The sequence below is a fragment of the Variovorax sp. J22P240 genome (assembly GCF_030316855.1).
Taxonomy (GTDB): Bacteria; Pseudomonadota; Gammaproteobacteria; order Burkholderiales; family Burkholderiaceae_C; genus Variovorax.
On the sequence record NZ_JASZYR010000001.1, the window covers coordinates 425,916 to 443,301 of the forward strand.

The window sequence follows — 17,386 nt, forward strand, 5'->3', positions numbered from 1 at the left end:
GCGCCATGAGGCAATGGTTGCGTACGCAAGGTGGCTGGTGGCTCGCATGGCTGCTGGTCACCGGCGTCGGTGCGGTCTGGATCGCGCGCGCCGAGATCCAGCAGTTGAACGAGGATTTCGAGGTCAACGGGCGCATTGCGCATCGCCTGATGAGCCAGCAGGTCGTGCAGTACGACGCGGTGCTCGCGACCCTCGCGTTGCTGGAGCCCGTGCCGGGTGCCAACCAGCCCGAGCGTCGGCTGCCGTCGGTCTATCCCTCCATCCTTGGCGTGCTGCGGCGCGAGACGGGCACGGATTGGTCCGATCCGCAGCTGGCCCAGGCCGAAGCCAGGTCGCGCGAACTCCGGCGCCCTGAACTCGCGACGAGTGACTTCGCCAGCGGTCGCTATCGGCTCGTGACCGGCTCGGTGCCGACGAGCTATGCGCTGGACATCGACCTCGCGACGGCCGTGCCTTGGCGCGATTGGCCGATGGATCCGAAGACCAGCCCGGTGCGGGTGACACTCGAGCGGACAGGGCAGTCTTTCGTCGTGCAGCCGGGCGATTCGACCGCGCGCAACGGCTGGCGCTTCGATTTCCGCAAGGCGCTGGCTTCCGAGAGCCAGTCCTTCGACCTCGTGGCGGAGCGCGTCGTGTCTTGGCGGGAACTGCCCTGGGTCCTGATGGCCGCATGGGCGATCGCGGCGGGTGTGGTGCTCGCCGGGGCCTACACCTTGCTGCGCCAGCGCATCGCGCGGCAGCGTGCCGAAGAGCTGCTGCGGCTCGGCCAGGTGGCGCGGCTCAACGCCCTGGGCGAACTGGCGGCCGGAATGGCGCATGAGCTCAATCAGCCACTGACTGCGGTGCTTGCAAACACGCAGGCCGCCCAGCGCCTGCTGAATGACGACCCGCCTGAACTGGCGACCGCGCGAACGGCGATGCGGCAAGCTGCGGAGCAGGCGCGTCGCGCCGCGGACGTGATCGGCCGCCTGCGTCGCGTGATCGCGCGTCCGGACCGCCACGCCGAGACGCGGCCCGTGGTGTTGCAGGAGGCCCTGCGCGGCGCATTGCACCTGCTCGCGCCCGAATTCGATCGGCGCGCGGTAGGGCCGGCCTTCGACGACGCGGCCCACGCGCCGGTCACGGTGCATGCCGATCCGGTCGCACTCGAACAGATCGTGCACAACCTGCTGATGAATGCGCTTCAGGCGCTGGAAGACGTGCCCGCAGGCGAGCGCGGCCTTCGAATTTCAGTCGACCGTGAAGGCGGGCACGGCGTACTGGCGGTGACCGACAACGGACGCGGTATCGCGCCGGAATCCTTGCCGCGCATCTTCGAACCCTTCTTCAGCACGCGGGACGGCGGCCTGGGGCTCGGACTCAGCCTGTGCGAGACGCTGGCCGTCGGCATGGGCGGCTCGCTCGCCGCCGAGGCCGCATCGCCGCGCGGCGCCCGTTTCACGTTGCGGTTGCCGCTGGCGAACTCTTCCTCGACGGAGCGGCGCGCATGAACGAACCGCTGTCACCGCTGATCCACCTGATCGACGACGACCTCGCGGTGCGCGAGAGCCTCGCGCTGCTGATCGGCACGGTGGGCCTTCGCACGCACGCCTGGGCGGACCCGCAGGCCTTTCTCGACGGCTTCGACCGCAGCAGCATCGGCGCGATCGTGCTCGACGTGCGCATGCCCGGCATCAGCGGGCTGACGGTGCTCGACACCTTGATCGCGCAGGGCGTGGACCAACCGGTGATCATGCTCACCGGTCACGGCACGGTGGAGATGTGCCGGCGCGCCTTCAAGGCTGGCGCGGCGGAGTTCCTCGAGAAGCCGGTGGATGACGAGCAGTTGCTCGAAGCCTTGCAGCAGGCGGTGCGGCAGCACGTCAACTCGCGCGAGCGGACGCAGGCCGACCAGGCCGCGCGCGATCGCTATCTGCAGCTTTCGGAGCGCGAGCGCGAAGTGCTGGGCTTCATCGTGGCGGGGCTGACCAACAAGGAGATCGCCCGCGCTCTGGCCCTGTCGCCGCGAACGATCGAGACGCACCGCGCCAATCTGTTCGGCAAGCTGGAGTGCGACTCGCTGGCGCAACTGATCCGGCGATACGCCGCATTGGTCGACACTCCGTAGTTTTACGGAGCGGCGGGCGTAGCCGTACGAATGGTCCCGGGGCCGAGCTATTTCTACAGTTGCCATGCGGTCGGCGAAATGCCGGCGCAAGCAACCCAATCACCTCTGGAGAACTCCATGCATTCGACCCTTCGTCTCGGCGGCCTCGCCGTTTTGCTCGCCGCTTCCGCGATGACAGCGCAGGCGCAAACCCAGGCACCGAGCCCGGCCGTGCGCGCTGAAAAGAACATGTCGCTCGAACTTGCGAACCAGATCGCGGCCGCCAGCGTTGCGGCCTGCGCCGCCAATGGATATGCCGTGGCAGCGACCGTGGTCGACCGCTCGGGCACCGTGCGCGCCGTGCAGCGTGCCGACAACGCCGGCTCGCACACGCTGGGCGCCAGCGAACGCAAGGCATGGACCTCGGCATCGGCCAAGGCGCCGACGCTCGCCATGATGGAGAACGCGCAGAAGAACTCCGCCGCGGCGAACCTCGTGAACATCCCCGGCTTCCTGCTGCTCGGCGGCGGCGTGCCGGTCAAGGTCGGCAATGAAGTGATCGGAGCCGTGGGCGTCGGCGGCGCGCCAGGCGGCCATCTGGACGAGCAGTGCGCCAACGCCGCACTCGACAAGGTCAAGGGCCAACTGGGCTGATCGCCATGAAGGCCGCGCTGTACCGATCGAGCCTTGCCGCCGCTGTTGCGGCGCTGCTGATGTCGTCCGGCGGTGTGGCGCTGGCGCAGGTGCCGCCGACGGCTGCCGAAGTCCAGGCCTACCAGGGCCTGCACCAGGCCGCGTGGCGAGGCGACATGAGCAGGCTCAAGGCGCTGATCGCGGCCGGTGCAGATCTGGATGCTCGCGACAGCCTCGGCCGCACGCCCCTGCACGTGGCGACCTATGCGCGCCAACGCGAAGCCATCACCGCGCTGGCAAAGGCCGGTGCGAACCTCCAACGCCTGGAAGACGACCGCTATGACGTCGTCACCATCGCTGCAGTCGCGGATGACGTGCCCACGCTCGCGCTGCTGCTGTCGCTCGGCGCAAGCGCCGGGCAGACCACGAGCCGCTACGACGGCACCGCACTCATCGCGGCGGCTCACCTCGGCCATGACGAGGTCGTGCGGCGCCTCATCGCCGCCGGCGCACCGCTGGACCACGTCAACAACTTGCACTGGACCGCCCTGATCGAATCGATCGTGCTCGGCGACGGCGGGCCGCGCCACCAGCGCACGCTGATCGCGCTCGTCGATGCGGGCGCCAATCTGCAGCTCGCAGATCGGCAGGGCAACACCCCGCTGCAATTGGCCAAGGCGCGTGGCTACAACGCCATGGTCGAAAAGCTCAAGGCCTCGGGCGCAAAGTAAGGCGGCTCGGGGACAATCGGGCGATCCTTTTCGCAGGACTCGCTCCATGTACACACCGCCCCAGTTCAATTCCACGGACCGTGCGACCGCCGCGGAGCTGATGCGCGCGCATCCCTTCGCGACGCTGATCTCGAACGACGACGACGGACTGCCCTACATCACGCACTTGCCGCTGGTGCTGGACGATCGCGGGGAGGACGGTTTCGCGCTGCTGGGCCATTGCGCCAAGCCCAATGCGCACTGGCGTTACCTGCGGGCGAGACCCACGGCGGTCGTGAGCTTTCTGGGGCCGCATGCCTACATGTCGCCTTCGGTCTACCCCGACCTGGCCCGTGTTCCGACCTGGAACTACCTCGCAGTGAATTGCACGGTCGAAGCCCGGCTGATCGAAACGCCTGCCGAGAAAGACGCCTTGCTCAAGCGCCTGATCGGCCAGCACGAGCCAGCGTACGCACAGCAATGGCGCGATCTCGGCGAGGAGTTCCAACTCAAGATGCTCAACGGCATCGTCGGCTTCGAACTGCGCGTGACGGCGCTGCAATGCAAGCTCAAGCTCAACCAGCACCGCAAGGAGGCGCACGCCGCCATGCATGCGCAATACAGCGTGGGATCGCCTGACGAACAGGCGCTGGCCGGCTGGATGAAGCGGCTCGGCATGAACGTCTCCGACACGCAAGCTGCGGAGGAGACCTGAGATGCGTGTCATCGGATTGATCGGTCTCGTTCTGGCGCTCGTCATCGTCGGCTTGCTGGTCAAGAAGCAACTCGGCGGCATGACCGCACCCGCACTGTCGACCGGCCCGGCACCCGCAGGCAGCGCGCCGGCCGGCGATGCCCGCGCGCAGAGCCAGCAAATTCAGCAGCAGTTCAAGCAATCGCTCGACGCCGCGATGCAGCAGCGGCGTCCCGTCACCGATGACAACTGACGATCACTGGATGGCTCTCGCGCTGGCGGAAGCGAGACAGGCAGCCGACGTCGGCGAAGTGCCTGTGGGTGCCGTGCTGGTGAAGGATGGCGTGCTGATCGCCAGCGGCCGCAACGCACCCGTCTCGCTGCACGACCCGAGTGCGCATGCCGAGATCAACGCACTGCGAGCGGCGGGTGCCGCGCTGGGCAATTACCGCCTCGATGGTTGCGAACTCTTCGTGACATTGGAACCCTGCGCAATGTGCGCCGGTGCCATGCTGCACGCGCGGCTCGCCCGCGTGGTGTTCGGCGCTGCGGACCCGAAGACCGGCGCGGCGGGATCGGTGATCGATCTGCTCGGGCAGCCGCAGTTGAATCACCACACGCGGGTGCAAGGAGGTGTTCTTTCGGCCGACTGCCAGGCGCTTCTGCAGAACTTCTTCCGCGACCGTCGCAGCGCGGCACGCGAGGCGGCCGAGCCCTTGCGCGACGATGCTCTGCGCACGTCGGCCGATCGCTTCAGCGCGTTGGCCGACTACGCGTTTGCTCCGCATTACATGAGCGATCTTCCGAGCCAGCAAGGCTGGCGCATGCACTATCTGGACGAAGGACCGCAGGATGCGCAGGCCGCCTGCCTGTGCCTGCACGGGCCGGGGGAATGGAGCTACCTGTTCAGGCACCTCTTGCGTGTGCAGGGTCTGCGCGTGCTGGCGCCCGACCTGATTGGCTTTGGGCAAAGCGACAAGCCCAAGCGCGAGGTCGTGCATCAACTCGCGTGGCATCGCGACGTGCTGCTCGAATGGCTCGATCGCTTGCAGCCGGGGCCGCTGGCACTCGTGCATAGCGAGAATGCTTCCGCGCTGGCGTCGCTCCTGGCTGAGGCCGCGCCCGAACGCTTTCCCTTGGTGATGGTCGCGCCGGATGGTGGCGGATCCGTGTCCGATGCATGGCGGGCACCCTTTCCCGATCGCGGCTACGAGGCCGCCTTGCGCGCGCTCGGGCCTGTTCCGAAGCGAGTCTCCGGACCCACGGCCGAACAGGCGGCCCAGTTGGCAAAGGACGCAATGGGATACTTCGCCCCGTGAAAAAACACATCTACATCTATTCGCCCTCCAGCGCTGTGCGCGACAAGGCTGCGTTCAAGCGCGGCGTCAAACGGCTCCAGGCGCTCGGTCATGAAGTCGAAGTCGACGAAGCGGCTCTTGCAACACACCAGCGTTTCGCGGGCGATGACGCCACGCGACTGGCCGCGATCTCACGCGCTGCGGCCAGCGGCGCCAACGTGGCGCTCATTTCGCGCGGCGGCTACGGGCTCACGCGCATCCTCGACGCGATTCCGTACAAGGCCGTGGCCAAGGCCATTCACCACGGCACCGAGTTCGTCGGACTCAGCGACTTCACCGCCTTCCAGAGCGCACTGCTGGCCAAGACCGGCGCCGTGACCTGGGCGGGCCCCGCGGTCGGCGAGGACTTCGGCGCCGAAGCCGGGGCCGACGACATCATGGAAGCCTGCTTCGACGATCTGTTGAGCGGGCGAGGCGAGGGCACTGGCTGGCGCATGCCGGCGCGCGACAGCGCTGGTCTGCCCAAGCTCCGCAGCATCCACGACGCCGTCCTCTGGGGTGGCAATCTCTGCGTGCTGACGAGCCTGCTCGGCACGCCGTACTTCCCGGCGATCGACAAGGGCGTGTTGTTCCTGGAGGACGTCAACGAGCACCCCTATCGCGTCGAACGCATGCTCGATCAGCTGCGCCATGCGGGTGTGCTCGGGCGTCAGAAGGCGGTGATCCTGGGGTCCTTCACCGGCACGAAGAAGGTGCCGCACGACCGTGGATTCAGCCTGCAGACTGTGACGGCGCGCCTGCGCGAGTTGATCAAGCCCCCGGTCCTGACCGGGCTGCCCTTCGGTCACGTGTCGACGAAGGTGCTCCTGCCAGTCGGCGCGAAGGTCGAACTGGCGGCCGATGGGCGCGACGTCTTCATGGTCTGGGGACATCGGCACGCCCATTGAGCGTGCCGGGAGGGCGCGGCCGCGAGGGCGGCGCGCCAGCTCAGGTGATGATGCGCTGGTGGGTTCTCGGACCCATTGTGCCGGGCAGGCCGCCCTTGAACAGGCGGTTGATCTGGCGCATCTGGCGCCTTGCCGCCACTTCGCCGTCGACGGCGCTGAGTGCTGTCAGCACATCCTGACGCAGATACCAGAGCGCTTCGAGATCACCCGCGAAGCGGACGCGTTGGGCAACGCGCTGGATCGAGTGACCACCGTGCACTTGCAAGAGGGACAACATGGCGGTACGGATCTGGCCCATCTGACGATCCGCGGAACGGCGGAGGCCGAGCCCGGGAAGAGACAGAAAGCGGAAGAACCTGCTGAGGGACACCATGGAGGTAAAGGCGTGTTGCCGAAAGCCTTGATGGCCGCTACGTTAAGGCGACGTCCTCTGCGGCACAAGTGTCGACACAATTATTCATGTTTAAAAACAACATACTTCACGAATCAGTTCGCGTATTGGTGGAAGAATTGATACCTAAGTGTTACTTTTAAAAATGAAACTTGGTGTTCCTGTTGTCACGAAATGAAAAAGCAACAGCTTTCCCCGCTTCCTGCGCGATTTGAGCGTTTGCGACAGGGTTTCTCTGCTGCTTTGCCATAATCGAACAGCGAGAGCTACCAAAAACTGCACAACATGGGCGCCAATTCCACAGTCGTATTTGCTGACTTGACGGGGAGCACCAGGGTTTTCGAGGCCATGGGGAACGCCCGTGCGACCGAGACGGTGACGCGCCTGACCCAGTGGATCGGCGGCGTGTGCGAATCCCATGGCGGACGTGTCGTGAAATCGCTGGGCGATGGCGTCTTTGCCATCTTCGCCAACGGCGTGACTGCCACCCGGGCCGTGCTGGAAATGCAGCGCAATCATCAGAAGCGCTTGCAGACCTGGCCGGCGCCCTTGCGCATGGAACTGCAGATCGGTGTCGCCAGCGGCGAAGTCGTCGAAGTCGACGGCGACTGTTACGGCGACGCAGTCAACCTGGCATCGCGGCTCAGCGATCTGGCCGGCCCCGGCCAGATCTGGGCTACCGAGTCGGTCATCGAGCAGTTGCTGGAGGGCGAAGTGCGCCATCGCAACCTGGGGCCGATCAATATTCGCGGCAAGGTCGAGATGCCCGTCGTCCACCGCGTCGACTGGCAGGACGAGGTTTCCGAGTTCCTGACGATGCCTGCCGCGCTGATCCAGCCGGCGCGTGCGGCGGATTCGTCCTTCGGCCAGATCGAACTGGCATGGCTCGACGTGCGTTCGATGTTTCGCGCGGCTGAATTGCCCATTCACCTGGGGCGGGTCGACGAGGCGCAGTTCGTCGTCAACGATCCACGGGTGTCGCGCCTGCATGCGCGCATCGAAGCGCGGCACGGCAGTTGTGTGCTGGTCGATGTCAGCACCTATGGCACCTGGGTCCGCTTCCACGGCACCGCGGGCGCCAGCGGCGAAATCGCGCTGAGGCGCGACGAGTGCGTGCTGCACGGCAGCGGCGAGATCGGCCTGGGCGCACCGCTCAGCGATTTCAGCGCGCCGACCATCTCGTTCAACACGACCGGCGGCAATGTGCTGCTGGCTCGTCGCGACGTCCGCTGACACGCCTTTCGCCTGCGAGGTTCGATGGATGGCCGACCGGGCGCACCGGCTGTCGAGCGCCTTGTTCGATCCAGCTATATCGAACTGAAGATTGCTTCGTTGTCTTGTCATGTGTCTTGCCCAGAATGCGAGGCTCATCGATACGCCCTACAAGACACGAACCATGAGCTCGCTCTCCCCATCGATCCATCCTGCACAGCGCGTGATCGGCGTGACCGCCAAGGCCTGGGGCATCGCCCCCGCATCGGCGCATGCCATCGCGCGCCGTGCTCACCATGGCTATGTCTCGGTCCGCGCGCTGCGACGACTTGCAGTGGCTTCCGCATCGACAGGGTCGCTCACCATTGCCCATTCATGGTGAGTGGAACTTGAACTTGGATATTTGCGCCATTGGTCGATACTGACGGCCTGTTCTTCCATCTCGCAGGCCGCAGATCATGAACACCCGCACATCGCTGAGTCCGCTCCTCGTGCCCGATATGCGCACAGACCACATCGTGGGATCCGGCGCATCGCAGGTCACCGTGGTCGAGTATGGCGACTTCGAGTGCCCGTCGTGCCGGCAGGCGCACCCGGCGGTGAAGATTCTTCTGGCGCACTTCGGCGACAAGGTGTGCTACGTGTTCCGCCACTATCCATTGCGCGAGGTTCATCCGCACGCGGAACTGGCGGCGGAGGCGTCCGAGGCGGCGTCGGCGCAACACAAGTTCTGGCCGTACCACGATCTTCTGTTCACCCATCAGCAACATCTCGACAAGCCGCACCTTTTCGAATTCGGCGAGCAGCTTGGCCTGGATATGTCCCGCTTTCGCAATGAGGTCGAAGACCACGTCTACCTGCAGCGCGTGCAGGAGCAGGTCGACAGTGGTCGCCGCGTTGGGGTGCGCTCGACGCCGGCCTTCTACGTCGACGGCGTCGGTACCGACGTGACGTTCGGGCTGCAGCATCTGCAGGAGGCGGTCGACAAGGCCCTGCTCGCCTCCGCAGCGTAGCCTCCCACCGCCGACCTCAGGCCGGTTCGAGTACCTGGAGCACGCGGCCGTCACCTATGAATGACTCGCCGACCAGCATCCGAAACGCGGTGTCTGCCGGAAACCGAGGCAGCGCCAAGGCGGGCGCGAGAAATTCCACTTCGAGTGTCTGAGCCGTTCCGCGGCGAAAGGCTTCGCCGGGCCGTACCCACCACCTGGCAGAGAAGGCCTCGTTGTCGACGACGAGCGCGCAGCGATGCTCGCCCTCGGCGACCGGCGTGTCGTGGGAGGGCAGCTTCGGTTGGCGCAACGTGAGTTCGACGCGCGCGTGCGGTTCGAAGACGCGTCTTTCGTCGAAAGGCGAAGGCGGCGGCGCAGCCGGGCGCCGGATCCGCGCGATGAGCCAGGCAATGACGTTACCGATGATCGGCACCCACAGCAGCATCAGCAGTGTGCCGATGTCGCGCAGGGTAGATCCCGGCGCCGCGAAATGCCGCATGACGGCGCCCCCGATGGCGACGCACAACAGGATGATGACGATGAGTCGGCGTCTGAATTGGATGGTGGTCATGGTGGATGGGTAGCTTAGCGGGGTGCTGCCGGCCTGCCGATCGGCCGGTGCTTATTCCAGAGGCAATGCGGCGGAAACCCGCGCCAGGTCAGGCTGCGTGCGAGGGTCTCCCGCTACTACGCACAGTGTTATCCACAGAATTGCGGCACAACTCAGGTGAGAGTCAGCTTGGCCGTCCGATTCATGCGGTTTCCGGTTGACCCACCCCTCTGCCTCCAGCTCCGCAAACAGCGGAGTCAGCGACTGCAGCTTGACGCCTTCGCGCGCGCCACTCTGCGGAGTCCGTAGAGGGTTGCGTCACGCGATCCAGGCGTTACGGGGTCAGTCCCTCGGCTTCAACGCGATGCGCTCCCATTTGGTGCAATATGTTGTCGCATTAATGAAGGCGAAAGAAAGTGCGATTGGCCAGCATCATGTGGGCTTTGTCGTTAGATTGGTTAGGGATAACCATGATTTTTGTCATCGAAATTGATGCGCTCAAGATCGACGAATTACTATAGAATACGTAAACATATTGACGTATTGGCTCTGTTTTTAGGGGCCGCCGTATAGGACGATAGCAAGCTTCAAACCTGATGGAGAACCTCATGCAAAGATTCGAAGGCAAGACAGTGGTGGTCACCGGTGGTGGTGGCGGTATCGGCGGCGCGACATGCCGTCGCTTCGCCCGCGAAAGCGCGAAGGTGGCCGTGTTCGACATGAATGTGGAAGCCGCCGAGAAAGTCGCGGCGCAGATTCGCGACACGGGCGGGCAGGCGCAGGCCTTCCGCTGCGACATCACCGATCGCGCCAGCGTCGACAAGGCGGTGGAGGCCACGCAGCAGGGCCTGGGCCCGATCGACGTGCTGGTCAACAACGCCGGCTGGGACGTGTTCAAGCCCTTCACCAAGACCGAGTCGGCGCAGTGGGACAAGCTGATCGCGATCAACCTGACCGGCGCCCTGCACATGCACCACGCGGTGCTGCCCGGCATGGCCGCGCGCAAGGCGGGGCGCATCGTCAACATCGCATCCGACGCGGCGCGTGTCGGCTCTTCGGGCGAAGCGGTGTACGCCGCCTGCAAGGGCGGACTGGTGGCGTTTTCTAAGACCATCGCCCGCGAACATGCGCGCCATGGCATCACGGTCAACGTGGTGTGCCCGGGGCCGACCGACACCGCGCTGTTCGCCGACTACAAGGAAGGCGCCGGCAACCCCGAGAAGCTGATGGAGGCCTTCACGCGCTCGATTCCGCTGGGCCGCATCGGCCAGCCCGAGGACCTGCCGGGTGCCATTCTCTTTTTCGCCAGCGACGACGCCGGCTTTGTCACCGGCCAGGTGCTCAGCGTCTCCGGTGGCCTGACCATGAACGGCTGATCGCCTTTCCATACACCCCCAAGGAGAACACCATGGAATTCGAAGACATCCTCTATGAAGCCCGCAACGGCGTGGCCTGGATCACGATCAACCGGCCCGAGAAGATGAACTCGTTTCGCGGCCAGACCTGCGACGAGCTCATCAAGGCGCTCAACCGCGCGGGCTACGACAAAAGCATCGGTGCCATCGTGCTGGCGGGTGCGGGCGACCGCGCCTTCTGCACGGGCGGCGACCAATCTGCGCACGACGGCAACTACGACGGCCGCGGCACCATCGGCCTGCCGATGGAGGAATTGCACGACGCCATCCGCAACGTGCCCAAGCCGGTGATCGCCCGCGTGCAGGGCTTCGCCATCGGCGGGGGCAACGTGCTGTGCACCATCTGCGACCTGACCATCGCCTCCGAGAAGGCCATCTTCGGCCAGGTCGGCCCGAAGATGGGATCGGTCGATCCGGGCTATGGCACCGCCTTCCTGGCGCGCGTGGTCGGCGAGAAGAAAGCACGCGAGATCTGGTATCTGAACCGCCGCTACAGCGGTGCCGAGGCGGTGGCCATGGGCCTGGCCAACGCCGTGGTTCCGCACGAGCAGCTCGACGCCGAGGTGCAGAAGTGGGCCGAGGAGATCTGCGAGCGCAGCCCCACCGCCATCGCGATCGCCAAGCGCAGCTTCAACATGGACACCGCGCACCAGAGCGGCATCGCCGGCATGGGCATGTACGCGCTGAAGCTCTACTACGACACCGAAGAGTCGCGCGAGGGCGTCAATGCCCTGAAGGAAAAGCGCAAGCCCGACTTCCGCAAGTACGTGAAGTAGGGCGCTTCCCCGCTGCCGCCCCAAGGAGACGACATGAACCCCTACATCGACGAAGACCTCGCCGCGCTGGCTGAACATGCGCGACGCTTTGCTGCCGGCCGTGTCGCGCCGGGCTTTCTGGAACGCGACAGGACCCGAGTGCTCGATCGTGCGTTGATGCGCGAAATGGGCGAGATGGGATTCATCGCGCCCGAGCTGCCCGAAGAGCACGGCGGGCAGGGCATGGGTTGCCTGGCGGCCGGCGTGATCCACGAAGAGATTGCGCGAGCCGATCTCAGCATGTCCTACGTCAACCTGCTGGCGTCGCTCAATGGGCAGATCCTTGCAGAGCATGGCCGGCCGGAAGTGGTCAAGCCCTGGCTGCAGAAGCTCACGCGCGGCGAGGCGCTTTTCGCCATCGCGCTCACCGAACCGCGCGGCGGCTCGGACGCGGCCAACCTGCGCCTGAGAGTCGAGCGCGTGGGCGACGAGTACGTGATCAACGGCGAGAAGACTTCCATCTCCGCAGCCGACCAGGCCGATGCGGCCGTGGTGTTCGGCCGCACGGGGTCGATCGAATCGGCCGCGCACGGCGTGACCGCACTGCTGGTGCCCATGGATCTGCCGGGCGTGACGCGCAACCGCTTCGACTGCCACGGCCAGCGCGCCATCGGCCGCGGCTCACTGTTCTTCGAGAACGTGCGCGTGCCCGTGAGTCATCGCCTTGGCGACGAAAACAAGGGCTTCGTGCAAGTGATGCAGGGCTTCGACTTCTCGCGCGCGCTGATCGGCCTGCAAGTGCTCGCGGTGGCCCGCGTGGCGCTCGAGGAAACCTGGGAATACGTCGCCCAGCGCGAGGCCTTCGGCAAACCGCTGTCTGCATTCCAGGGCGTGTCGCATCCGCTGGCGGATTTCGACACACAAGTCGAAGCCGCTCGCCTGCTGTGCCTGCAGACGCTCTGGCTGAAGGACAAGGGTGCGCCGCACACGGCCGAAGCCGCGATGTGCAAGTGGTGGGCGCCCAAGCTGGCCTACGACGTGGTGCACCAGTGCTTGCTGATGTTCGGCCACGGCGGCTACGACCGCGGCGTGATGGAGCAACGACTGCGCGATGTGCTGGGCTTCCAGATCGGCGACGGCACGGCCCAGATCATGAAGACCATCGTGGCGCGCACCCGTGCCGGCCGCAGCGCCGTGCCCGCCTGAAGCGCCACCCACCCCGCCAACGAAAGAGGAGACAACCATGGAATTCGACGCCGTACTGCTGCCCCCGCGCCGCGCCCGGATGATTGCGCAGGGCCTGTGGCACGACCGCACCATCAACGACGACCTCGACGCCTGCGTCGCGAGCTGTCCCGACAAGCTCGCTCTGACCGCACTGCAGGTGGAGGACGGCGTCACGACCCGCTTCACCTACCGCCAGATGGCTCAGATGGCCGACCGCATCGCGGTGGGATTGGCCCGCCTGGGCGTGGGCCGCAATGACGTGGTGGCCTGCCAGTTGCCCAACTGGTGGCAGTTCACGCTGACCTACCTGGCCTGCTCGCGGCTGGGCGCCGTCATCAATCCGCTGATGCACATCTTTCGCGAGCGCGAGCTGTCTTTCATGCTCAAGCATGGCGCGGCCAAGGTGATGATCGTTCCGAAGACCTTTCGTGGCTTCGACTTCGAGCGCATGGTGGCCGGGCTGCAACCGGGGCTGCCCGACCTGAAGCAGATCGTGGTGATCGGCGGCGCGGGCTCCAACAGCTTCGAGGCGCTGCTCAGCGGTCCGGCCTGGGAGGACGAACCCGACGCGCAGGACATCCTCGCGCGCAGCCGCCCCGGCCCTGATGACGTGACGCAACTGATCTACACCTCCGGCACCACGGGCGAGCCCAAGGGCGTCATGCACTCCGCCAACACTACGATGGCGAACATCATTCCCTACGCGGAGCGCCTGCATCTCGGCGCCGACGACGTGGTGCTGATGGCCTCGCCCATGGCGCACCAGACCGGCTTCATGTACGGGCTGATGATGCCCATCATGCTGAAGGCCGGCGCCGTCCTGCAGGACATCTGGGAGCCGAAGCAGGCCATTGCGCTGATCCGCGAGGAGAAGGCGAGCTTCACCATGGCCTCCACGCCGTTCCTCACGGACCTCGCCAAGACGGTGGCCGAATCCGGCTCCGGCGTGCCGAGCCTGCGCGTGTTCCTGTGCGCGGGCGCACCGATTCCCGGCCCGCTGGTCGAGCAGGCGCGCCAGGCCCTCGGTGCCAAGATCGTATCGGCATGGGGCATGAGCGAGAACGGTGCCGTCACCCTGACCCAACTGGACGACGATGACGAGCGCTCCATCCACACCGACGGTTGCCCGTTGCCGGGCGTGGAGGTCCAGGTAGTCGACGTTGATGGGCAAGCCTTGCCGTCGGGCGAGGTGGGCCGGTTGATGCTGCGCGCCTGCTCGAACTTCGGCGGCTACCTGCAGCGACCGAGGCTCAACGGCACCGACGCGGATGACTGGTTCGACACCGGCGATCTCGCTCGCATCGACGCGCGGGGCTACATCCGCATCACCGGCCGCAGCAAGGACGTGATCATTCGCGGCGGCGAGAACATCCCGGTCGTCGAGATCGAGTCGCTGCTCTATCGGCATCCGGACATCGCCATGGCTGCCATCGTGGCCTATCCCGACGAGCGGCTCGGCGAACGCGCCTGCGCGGTGGTGGTTCCCCGGCCTGGAAAGAGTGTCGATCTGCCCTCGATCGTGGATTTCCTGAAAGCCCAGAAGGTGGCGATCCAGTACATCCCGGAGCGGCTCGTCGTGCGCGACGTCATGCCGTCCACGCCATCCGGAAAGATCCAGAAATTCAAGCTGCGCGAACTGCTGCGCGAGAACGCGGCCTGAGCGGCAGGCGCATCGCTTCCATCACCACAACGGAGACAAGACATGGATTTTCATTTCACTGCGGCCGTGCGCCGAAGTCTGGTTCGGGCCGCCATCGGCATGGGCATGCTCGGCGCGGCCTGCGCGATCCAGGCGCAGACGGCGGCCAACTGGCCCGCCAAGCCCATTCGCGTGGTCGTCGGCTTCGCGCCCGGCGGCAGCACCGACGTGATGGCGCGCATCCTCTCGCAAGCGCTGTCCGAATCCCTCGGCCAGCCGGTCGTCATCGACAACAAGCCCGGTGCCAGCGGCAACATCGCGGCTTCGGAAGTAGTGCGCGCGGCACCGGACGGACAGACTTTCCTGATCGCGCCCACCTCGGTGGAAACAGCCAATCCTTCGCTCTTCAAGTCGACCCTGCTGCCGTCGCGCGACCTCATGCCGGTCGCGAGCGTCGGACGCACGCAGATGTACCTGGTCGCCAAGCCGCAGATGGCCGCGAAGGACGTGCGGGATCTCGTCGCACTGGCGAAGGCCAAGCCAGGCACCTTGTCCTATGCCTCGGCCGGCGCGGGCACGCCGCCGCACCTGGCCTGTGAACTGTTCAAGCAGGCGACCGGCACCTACATCACCCACATTCCCTACCGCGGCGCGGCGCCTGCGCTGCAGGACGTGCTGTCGGGCCAGGCCGACTTCGTCTGCGACCCGGGGATCGCCTTCCCGCACATCCGCACCGGCAAGGTCAAGCTGCTGGGCATCGTGAGTGCCAAGCGCTCGCCTTTCTTCCCCGACGTTCCGACCGTGGGCGAGCAGGGCTTCCCCGGTGCCAATCTCGACATCTGGTTCGGCATGTGGGCGCCCAACGGAACCTCTCCCGACATCGTGGCCCGCATGAACCGCGAGATCGGCAAGGCGCTGTCGCAGGCGGCCGTCAAGTCGCGCTACGGCGACCTGGGCGCCGAGCCGGTCGCCATGGACACAGCCGACTTCCGCAAGATGCTGGCCACCGAGGGCACGCTGCTGTCCGGGCTGATCAAGGAACAGAAGATCGTCGTGGACTGACCCGGGAGCAAGCCGCCATGCAAGAGCAACCCATCCTCGCGGAGACCCGTGGCCGAGTCGGTGTCATCACGCTGAACAGACCGCAGCAGATGAACGCGCTCGACGATGCGCTGATGGATGCGCTCGGCGCGGTGCTGCTGGCCTTCGATGCCGATGCCGGCATCGGCACCATCGTCATCACGGGCAACGCCAAGGCCTTCGCGGCCGGCGCCGACATTGCGGCGATGGCGGACTGGAGCTACATGGACGTCTTCCAGGGCGACTTCATTAGCCGCAACTGGGAAGCCATCCGCCGCGTTCGCAAGCCGGTGATCGCGGCGGTGGCCGGCTTCGCGATGGGCGGCGGCTGCGAACTGGCGATGGCCTGCGACCTGATCGTCGCGGCCGAATCCGCCCGGTTCGCGCTGCCGGAGATCAAGCTGGCGATGCTGCCCGGCGCCGGCGGCACCCAGCGCCTGCCCCGCGCCATCGGCAAGGCGAAGGCCATGGACATGTGCCTGTCCGGCCGCATGCTGGATGCAGCCGAAGCGGACCGCTACGGCCTGGTCTCGCGCGTGGTGCCCGACGAAAGATTGCTTTCCGAAACCATCGACCTCGCGACCCGCATAGCCGGCTTCTCTCTACCGGCGCTGATGGCAATCAAGGAGTCCGTGAATCGTGCCTGGGAGGCTTCGCTCACCGAAGGCATCGGCTTCGAGCGCCGGCAACTCCATGCGCGCTTCGCCAGCGAGGACGCGCACGAGGGCATGCACGCCTTTCTCGCCAAGCGAGAACCGGTATTCAGGCACCGCTGACGCTACCACTTGGGATGCACCGGCGCGAACACCGGGCGGAACAGATAGCGGCGTGCGATTTCGCTGTAGCCGCGGTAGTAGAAATGTCCATTGCCAGCCAGCACGGCGGCACGATGGCGCCGGAAATGCACCGGGATTTCGTACCAGGGCATCGTAGGCGCGCGGTGGTGCACGTGGTGCAGGTTGTTGTAGAGGTAGAGCAGGCCGAAGAGCAGGTTGGATTCGACGATCGCCACGCGCTCGTGCGGCGTGTCGCTCCAGCGGTGTTCCGTGAAGGAGCGCAACGCGCCGAGCATCATGCCGGGGTAGACGAAGCAGATCAGGTATTTGCCGAGGCTCATGCCGCAGACTTCGATCACGTAGTACAGAACCGGCGCCACGCTCAGCGCATGCACGAGCCAGATCCCGACGTGTGAGAAGTCGCCGGCGCAGATGCGTCCGACCTCGCCGCGAACCAGCTTGTAGAGCCGCAGGACCGGGCCCAGCACCACGCGGAAGGCGAGGGTCTGGTTGGCCTGGTAGATCCACCGCCATGCTGCGCCGTAGCCGGCCCACGCGGGCGCAGAGTGGTAGGCGCTCTCGGTGTCGCGCTCAGGGTGCGTCAGGTGGAAGTTGACGTGGTGTGCGCTGTGTCCGCGGTTGTATAGGGGGTAGGGCAGCCACAGGTTGATCGGCGGCCAGACGCTCGCCCATCGCAGCCATTGGGGCAGGTGGCGCATCGCATGAATGCTCTCGTGTTGCAGCGAGAAGTGCAGTTGCGCCAGATAGCCGCCGAGCACGAACAGCAGCCAGCCCGGCAGCGCGCGGTGCGAGGCGACGAGCGCTGCCCAGGCCGCATAGATCGCGACGGCGAGGATCAGCGTCGGGACTTCGTAGTGGCGCCACCAGGGTGCACGCGCAGCGCGGGTGGAAGGAGCAGGAATGTGCGCGGTTGTCATGGGTCGTCCGATGCGGCGCGATGATAGGAAGGCCACCGCCATC

20 protein-coding genes are annotated in these 17,386 nt (G+C 66.0%); 17 read left to right on the forward strand and 3 right to left on the reverse strand.

The window, feature by feature from the left end; translation table 11 throughout:
* Positions 1-5 precede the first annotated feature (5 nt).
* From QTI24_RS02175 to QTI24_RS02210, 8 genes are all read left to right on the forward strand, one after another.
* Positions 6-1,490, forward strand: coding sequence for a sensor histidine kinase (locus tag QTI24_RS02175; RefSeq protein WP_286598023.1), 1,485 nt, complete (start codon positions 6-8; stop codon positions 1,488-1,490).
* Positions 1,487-2,107: a response regulator transcription factor gene (locus QTI24_RS02180; RefSeq protein WP_286598025.1), complete on the forward strand. Its 621-nt coding sequence runs from the start codon at positions 1,487-1,489 to the stop codon at positions 2,105-2,107. The genes QTI24_RS02175 and QTI24_RS02180 overlap by 4 nt, the downstream gene beginning before the upstream one ends.
* Before the next feature lie 117 nt (positions 2,108-2,224).
* Positions 2,225-2,740: a GlcG/HbpS family heme-binding protein gene (locus QTI24_RS02185; RefSeq protein WP_286598026.1), complete on the forward strand. Its 516-nt coding sequence runs from the start codon at positions 2,225-2,227 to the stop codon at positions 2,738-2,740.
* A gap of 59 nt (positions 2,741-2,799) precedes the next feature.
* Positions 2,800-3,450 (forward strand): ankyrin repeat domain-containing protein, encoded by a 651-nt coding sequence (locus tag QTI24_RS02190; protein WP_503011215.1) that lies wholly within the window; start codon positions 2,800-2,802, stop codon positions 3,448-3,450.
* Positions 3,451-3,496: 46 nt separating this feature from the next.
* Positions 3,497-4,144 (forward strand): FMN-binding negative transcriptional regulator, encoded by a 648-nt coding sequence (locus QTI24_RS02195; protein WP_286598028.1) that lies wholly within the window; start codon positions 3,497-3,499, stop codon positions 4,142-4,144.
* A gap of 1 nt (position 4,145) precedes the next feature.
* Positions 4,146-4,376 (forward strand): hypothetical protein, encoded by a 231-nt coding sequence (locus QTI24_RS02200; protein WP_286598029.1) that lies wholly within the window; start codon positions 4,146-4,148, stop codon positions 4,374-4,376.
* Positions 4,377-4,386: 10 nt separating this feature from the next.
* Positions 4,387-5,442, forward strand: coding sequence for a tRNA adenosine(34) deaminase TadA (tadA, locus tag QTI24_RS02205; RefSeq protein ID WP_286598030.1), 1,056 nt, complete (start codon positions 4,387-4,389; stop codon positions 5,440-5,442).
* On the forward strand, positions 5,439-6,368 hold the full coding sequence (locus QTI24_RS02210; protein WP_286598031.1) for an LD-carboxypeptidase: 930 nt from the start codon (positions 5,439-5,441) through the stop codon (positions 6,366-6,368). The genes tadA and QTI24_RS02210 overlap by 4 nt, the downstream gene beginning before the upstream one ends.
* A 40-nt stretch (positions 6,369-6,408) precedes the next feature.
* Here the strand turns inward: QTI24_RS02210 and QTI24_RS02215 are convergent, their stop codons facing one another.
* Positions 6,409-6,666 (reverse strand): hypothetical protein, encoded by a 258-nt coding sequence (locus QTI24_RS02215; protein ID WP_286568332.1) that lies wholly within the window; start codon positions 6,664-6,666, stop codon positions 6,409-6,411.
* A gap of 378 nt (positions 6,667-7,044) precedes the next feature.
* Between QTI24_RS02215 and QTI24_RS02220 the strand changes: the two genes are divergently transcribed.
* The 3 genes from QTI24_RS02220 (at position 7,045) to QTI24_RS02230 (ending at position 8,984) form a co-directional block, all read left to right on the forward strand.
* The gene (locus QTI24_RS02220) at positions 7,045-7,992 is read left to right on the forward strand and encodes an adenylate/guanylate cyclase domain-containing protein (protein WP_286598032.1); all 948 of its coding nucleotides are present in this window, start codon (positions 7,045-7,047) and stop codon (positions 7,990-7,992) included.
* 163 nt (positions 7,993-8,155) lie between these two features.
* Positions 8,156-8,353, forward strand: coding sequence for a hypothetical protein (locus QTI24_RS02225; RefSeq protein WP_286598033.1), 198 nt, complete (start codon positions 8,156-8,158; stop codon positions 8,351-8,353).
* A 76-nt stretch (positions 8,354-8,429) separates the two neighbouring features.
* On the forward strand, positions 8,430-8,984 hold the full coding sequence (locus QTI24_RS02230) for a DsbA family protein (RefSeq protein ID WP_286598035.1): 555 nt from the start codon (positions 8,430-8,432) through the stop codon (positions 8,982-8,984).
* A 16-nt stretch (positions 8,985-9,000) separates the two neighbouring features.
* On the opposite strand, the gene QTI24_RS02235 is transcribed toward QTI24_RS02230, so the two are convergent.
* Complete coding sequence (locus QTI24_RS02235) at positions 9,001-9,534, reverse strand: hypothetical protein (protein ID WP_286598036.1); 534 nt, start codon at positions 9,532-9,534, stop codon at positions 9,001-9,003.
* Positions 9,535-10,121: 587 nt separating this feature from the next.
* Here QTI24_RS02235 and badH point away from each other — a divergent pair.
* The 6 genes from badH to QTI24_RS02265 are packed head-to-tail and all read left to right on the forward strand — an operon-like array spanning position 10,122 to position 16,405.
* On the forward strand, positions 10,122-10,889 hold the full coding sequence (gene badH / locus QTI24_RS02240; protein WP_286598037.1) for a 2-hydroxycyclohexanecarboxyl-CoA dehydrogenase: 768 nt from the start codon (positions 10,122-10,124) through the stop codon (positions 10,887-10,889).
* A gap of 32 nt (positions 10,890-10,921) precedes the next feature.
* Positions 10,922-11,704, forward strand: a complete 783-nt coding sequence (gene badI / locus QTI24_RS02245; RefSeq protein ID WP_286598039.1) for a 2-ketocyclohexanecarboxyl-CoA hydrolase — start codon at positions 10,922-10,924, stop codon at positions 11,702-11,704.
* Between the two features lie 33 nt (positions 11,705-11,737).
* Positions 11,738-12,889, forward strand: coding sequence for a cyclohexanecarboxyl-CoA dehydrogenase (aliB, locus tag QTI24_RS02250; protein ID WP_286598041.1), 1,152 nt, complete (start codon positions 11,738-11,740; stop codon positions 12,887-12,889).
* Between the two features lie 37 nt (positions 12,890-12,926).
* The gene (gene aliA, locus QTI24_RS02255) at positions 12,927-14,570 is read left to right on the forward strand and encodes a cyclohexanecarboxylate-CoA ligase (RefSeq protein WP_286598043.1); all 1,644 of its coding nucleotides are present in this window, start codon (positions 12,927-12,929) and stop codon (positions 14,568-14,570) included.
* Between the two features lie 42 nt (positions 14,571-14,612).
* Positions 14,613-15,611 (forward strand): Bug family tripartite tricarboxylate transporter substrate binding protein, encoded by a 999-nt coding sequence (locus tag QTI24_RS02260; protein WP_286598044.1) that lies wholly within the window; start codon positions 14,613-14,615, stop codon positions 15,609-15,611.
* Between the two features lie 17 nt (positions 15,612-15,628).
* Entirely contained in the window at positions 15,629-16,405 is a 777-nt protein-coding gene (locus QTI24_RS02265; protein WP_286598045.1) for an enoyl-CoA hydratase, read from the forward strand.
* 2 nt (positions 16,406-16,407) lie between these two features.
* On the opposite strand, the gene QTI24_RS02270 is transcribed toward QTI24_RS02265, so the two are convergent.
* Complete coding sequence (locus tag QTI24_RS02270) at positions 16,408-17,343, reverse strand: fatty acid desaturase (RefSeq protein WP_286598046.1); 936 nt, start codon at positions 17,341-17,343, stop codon at positions 16,408-16,410.
* Positions 17,344-17,386: the final 43 nt, after the last annotated feature.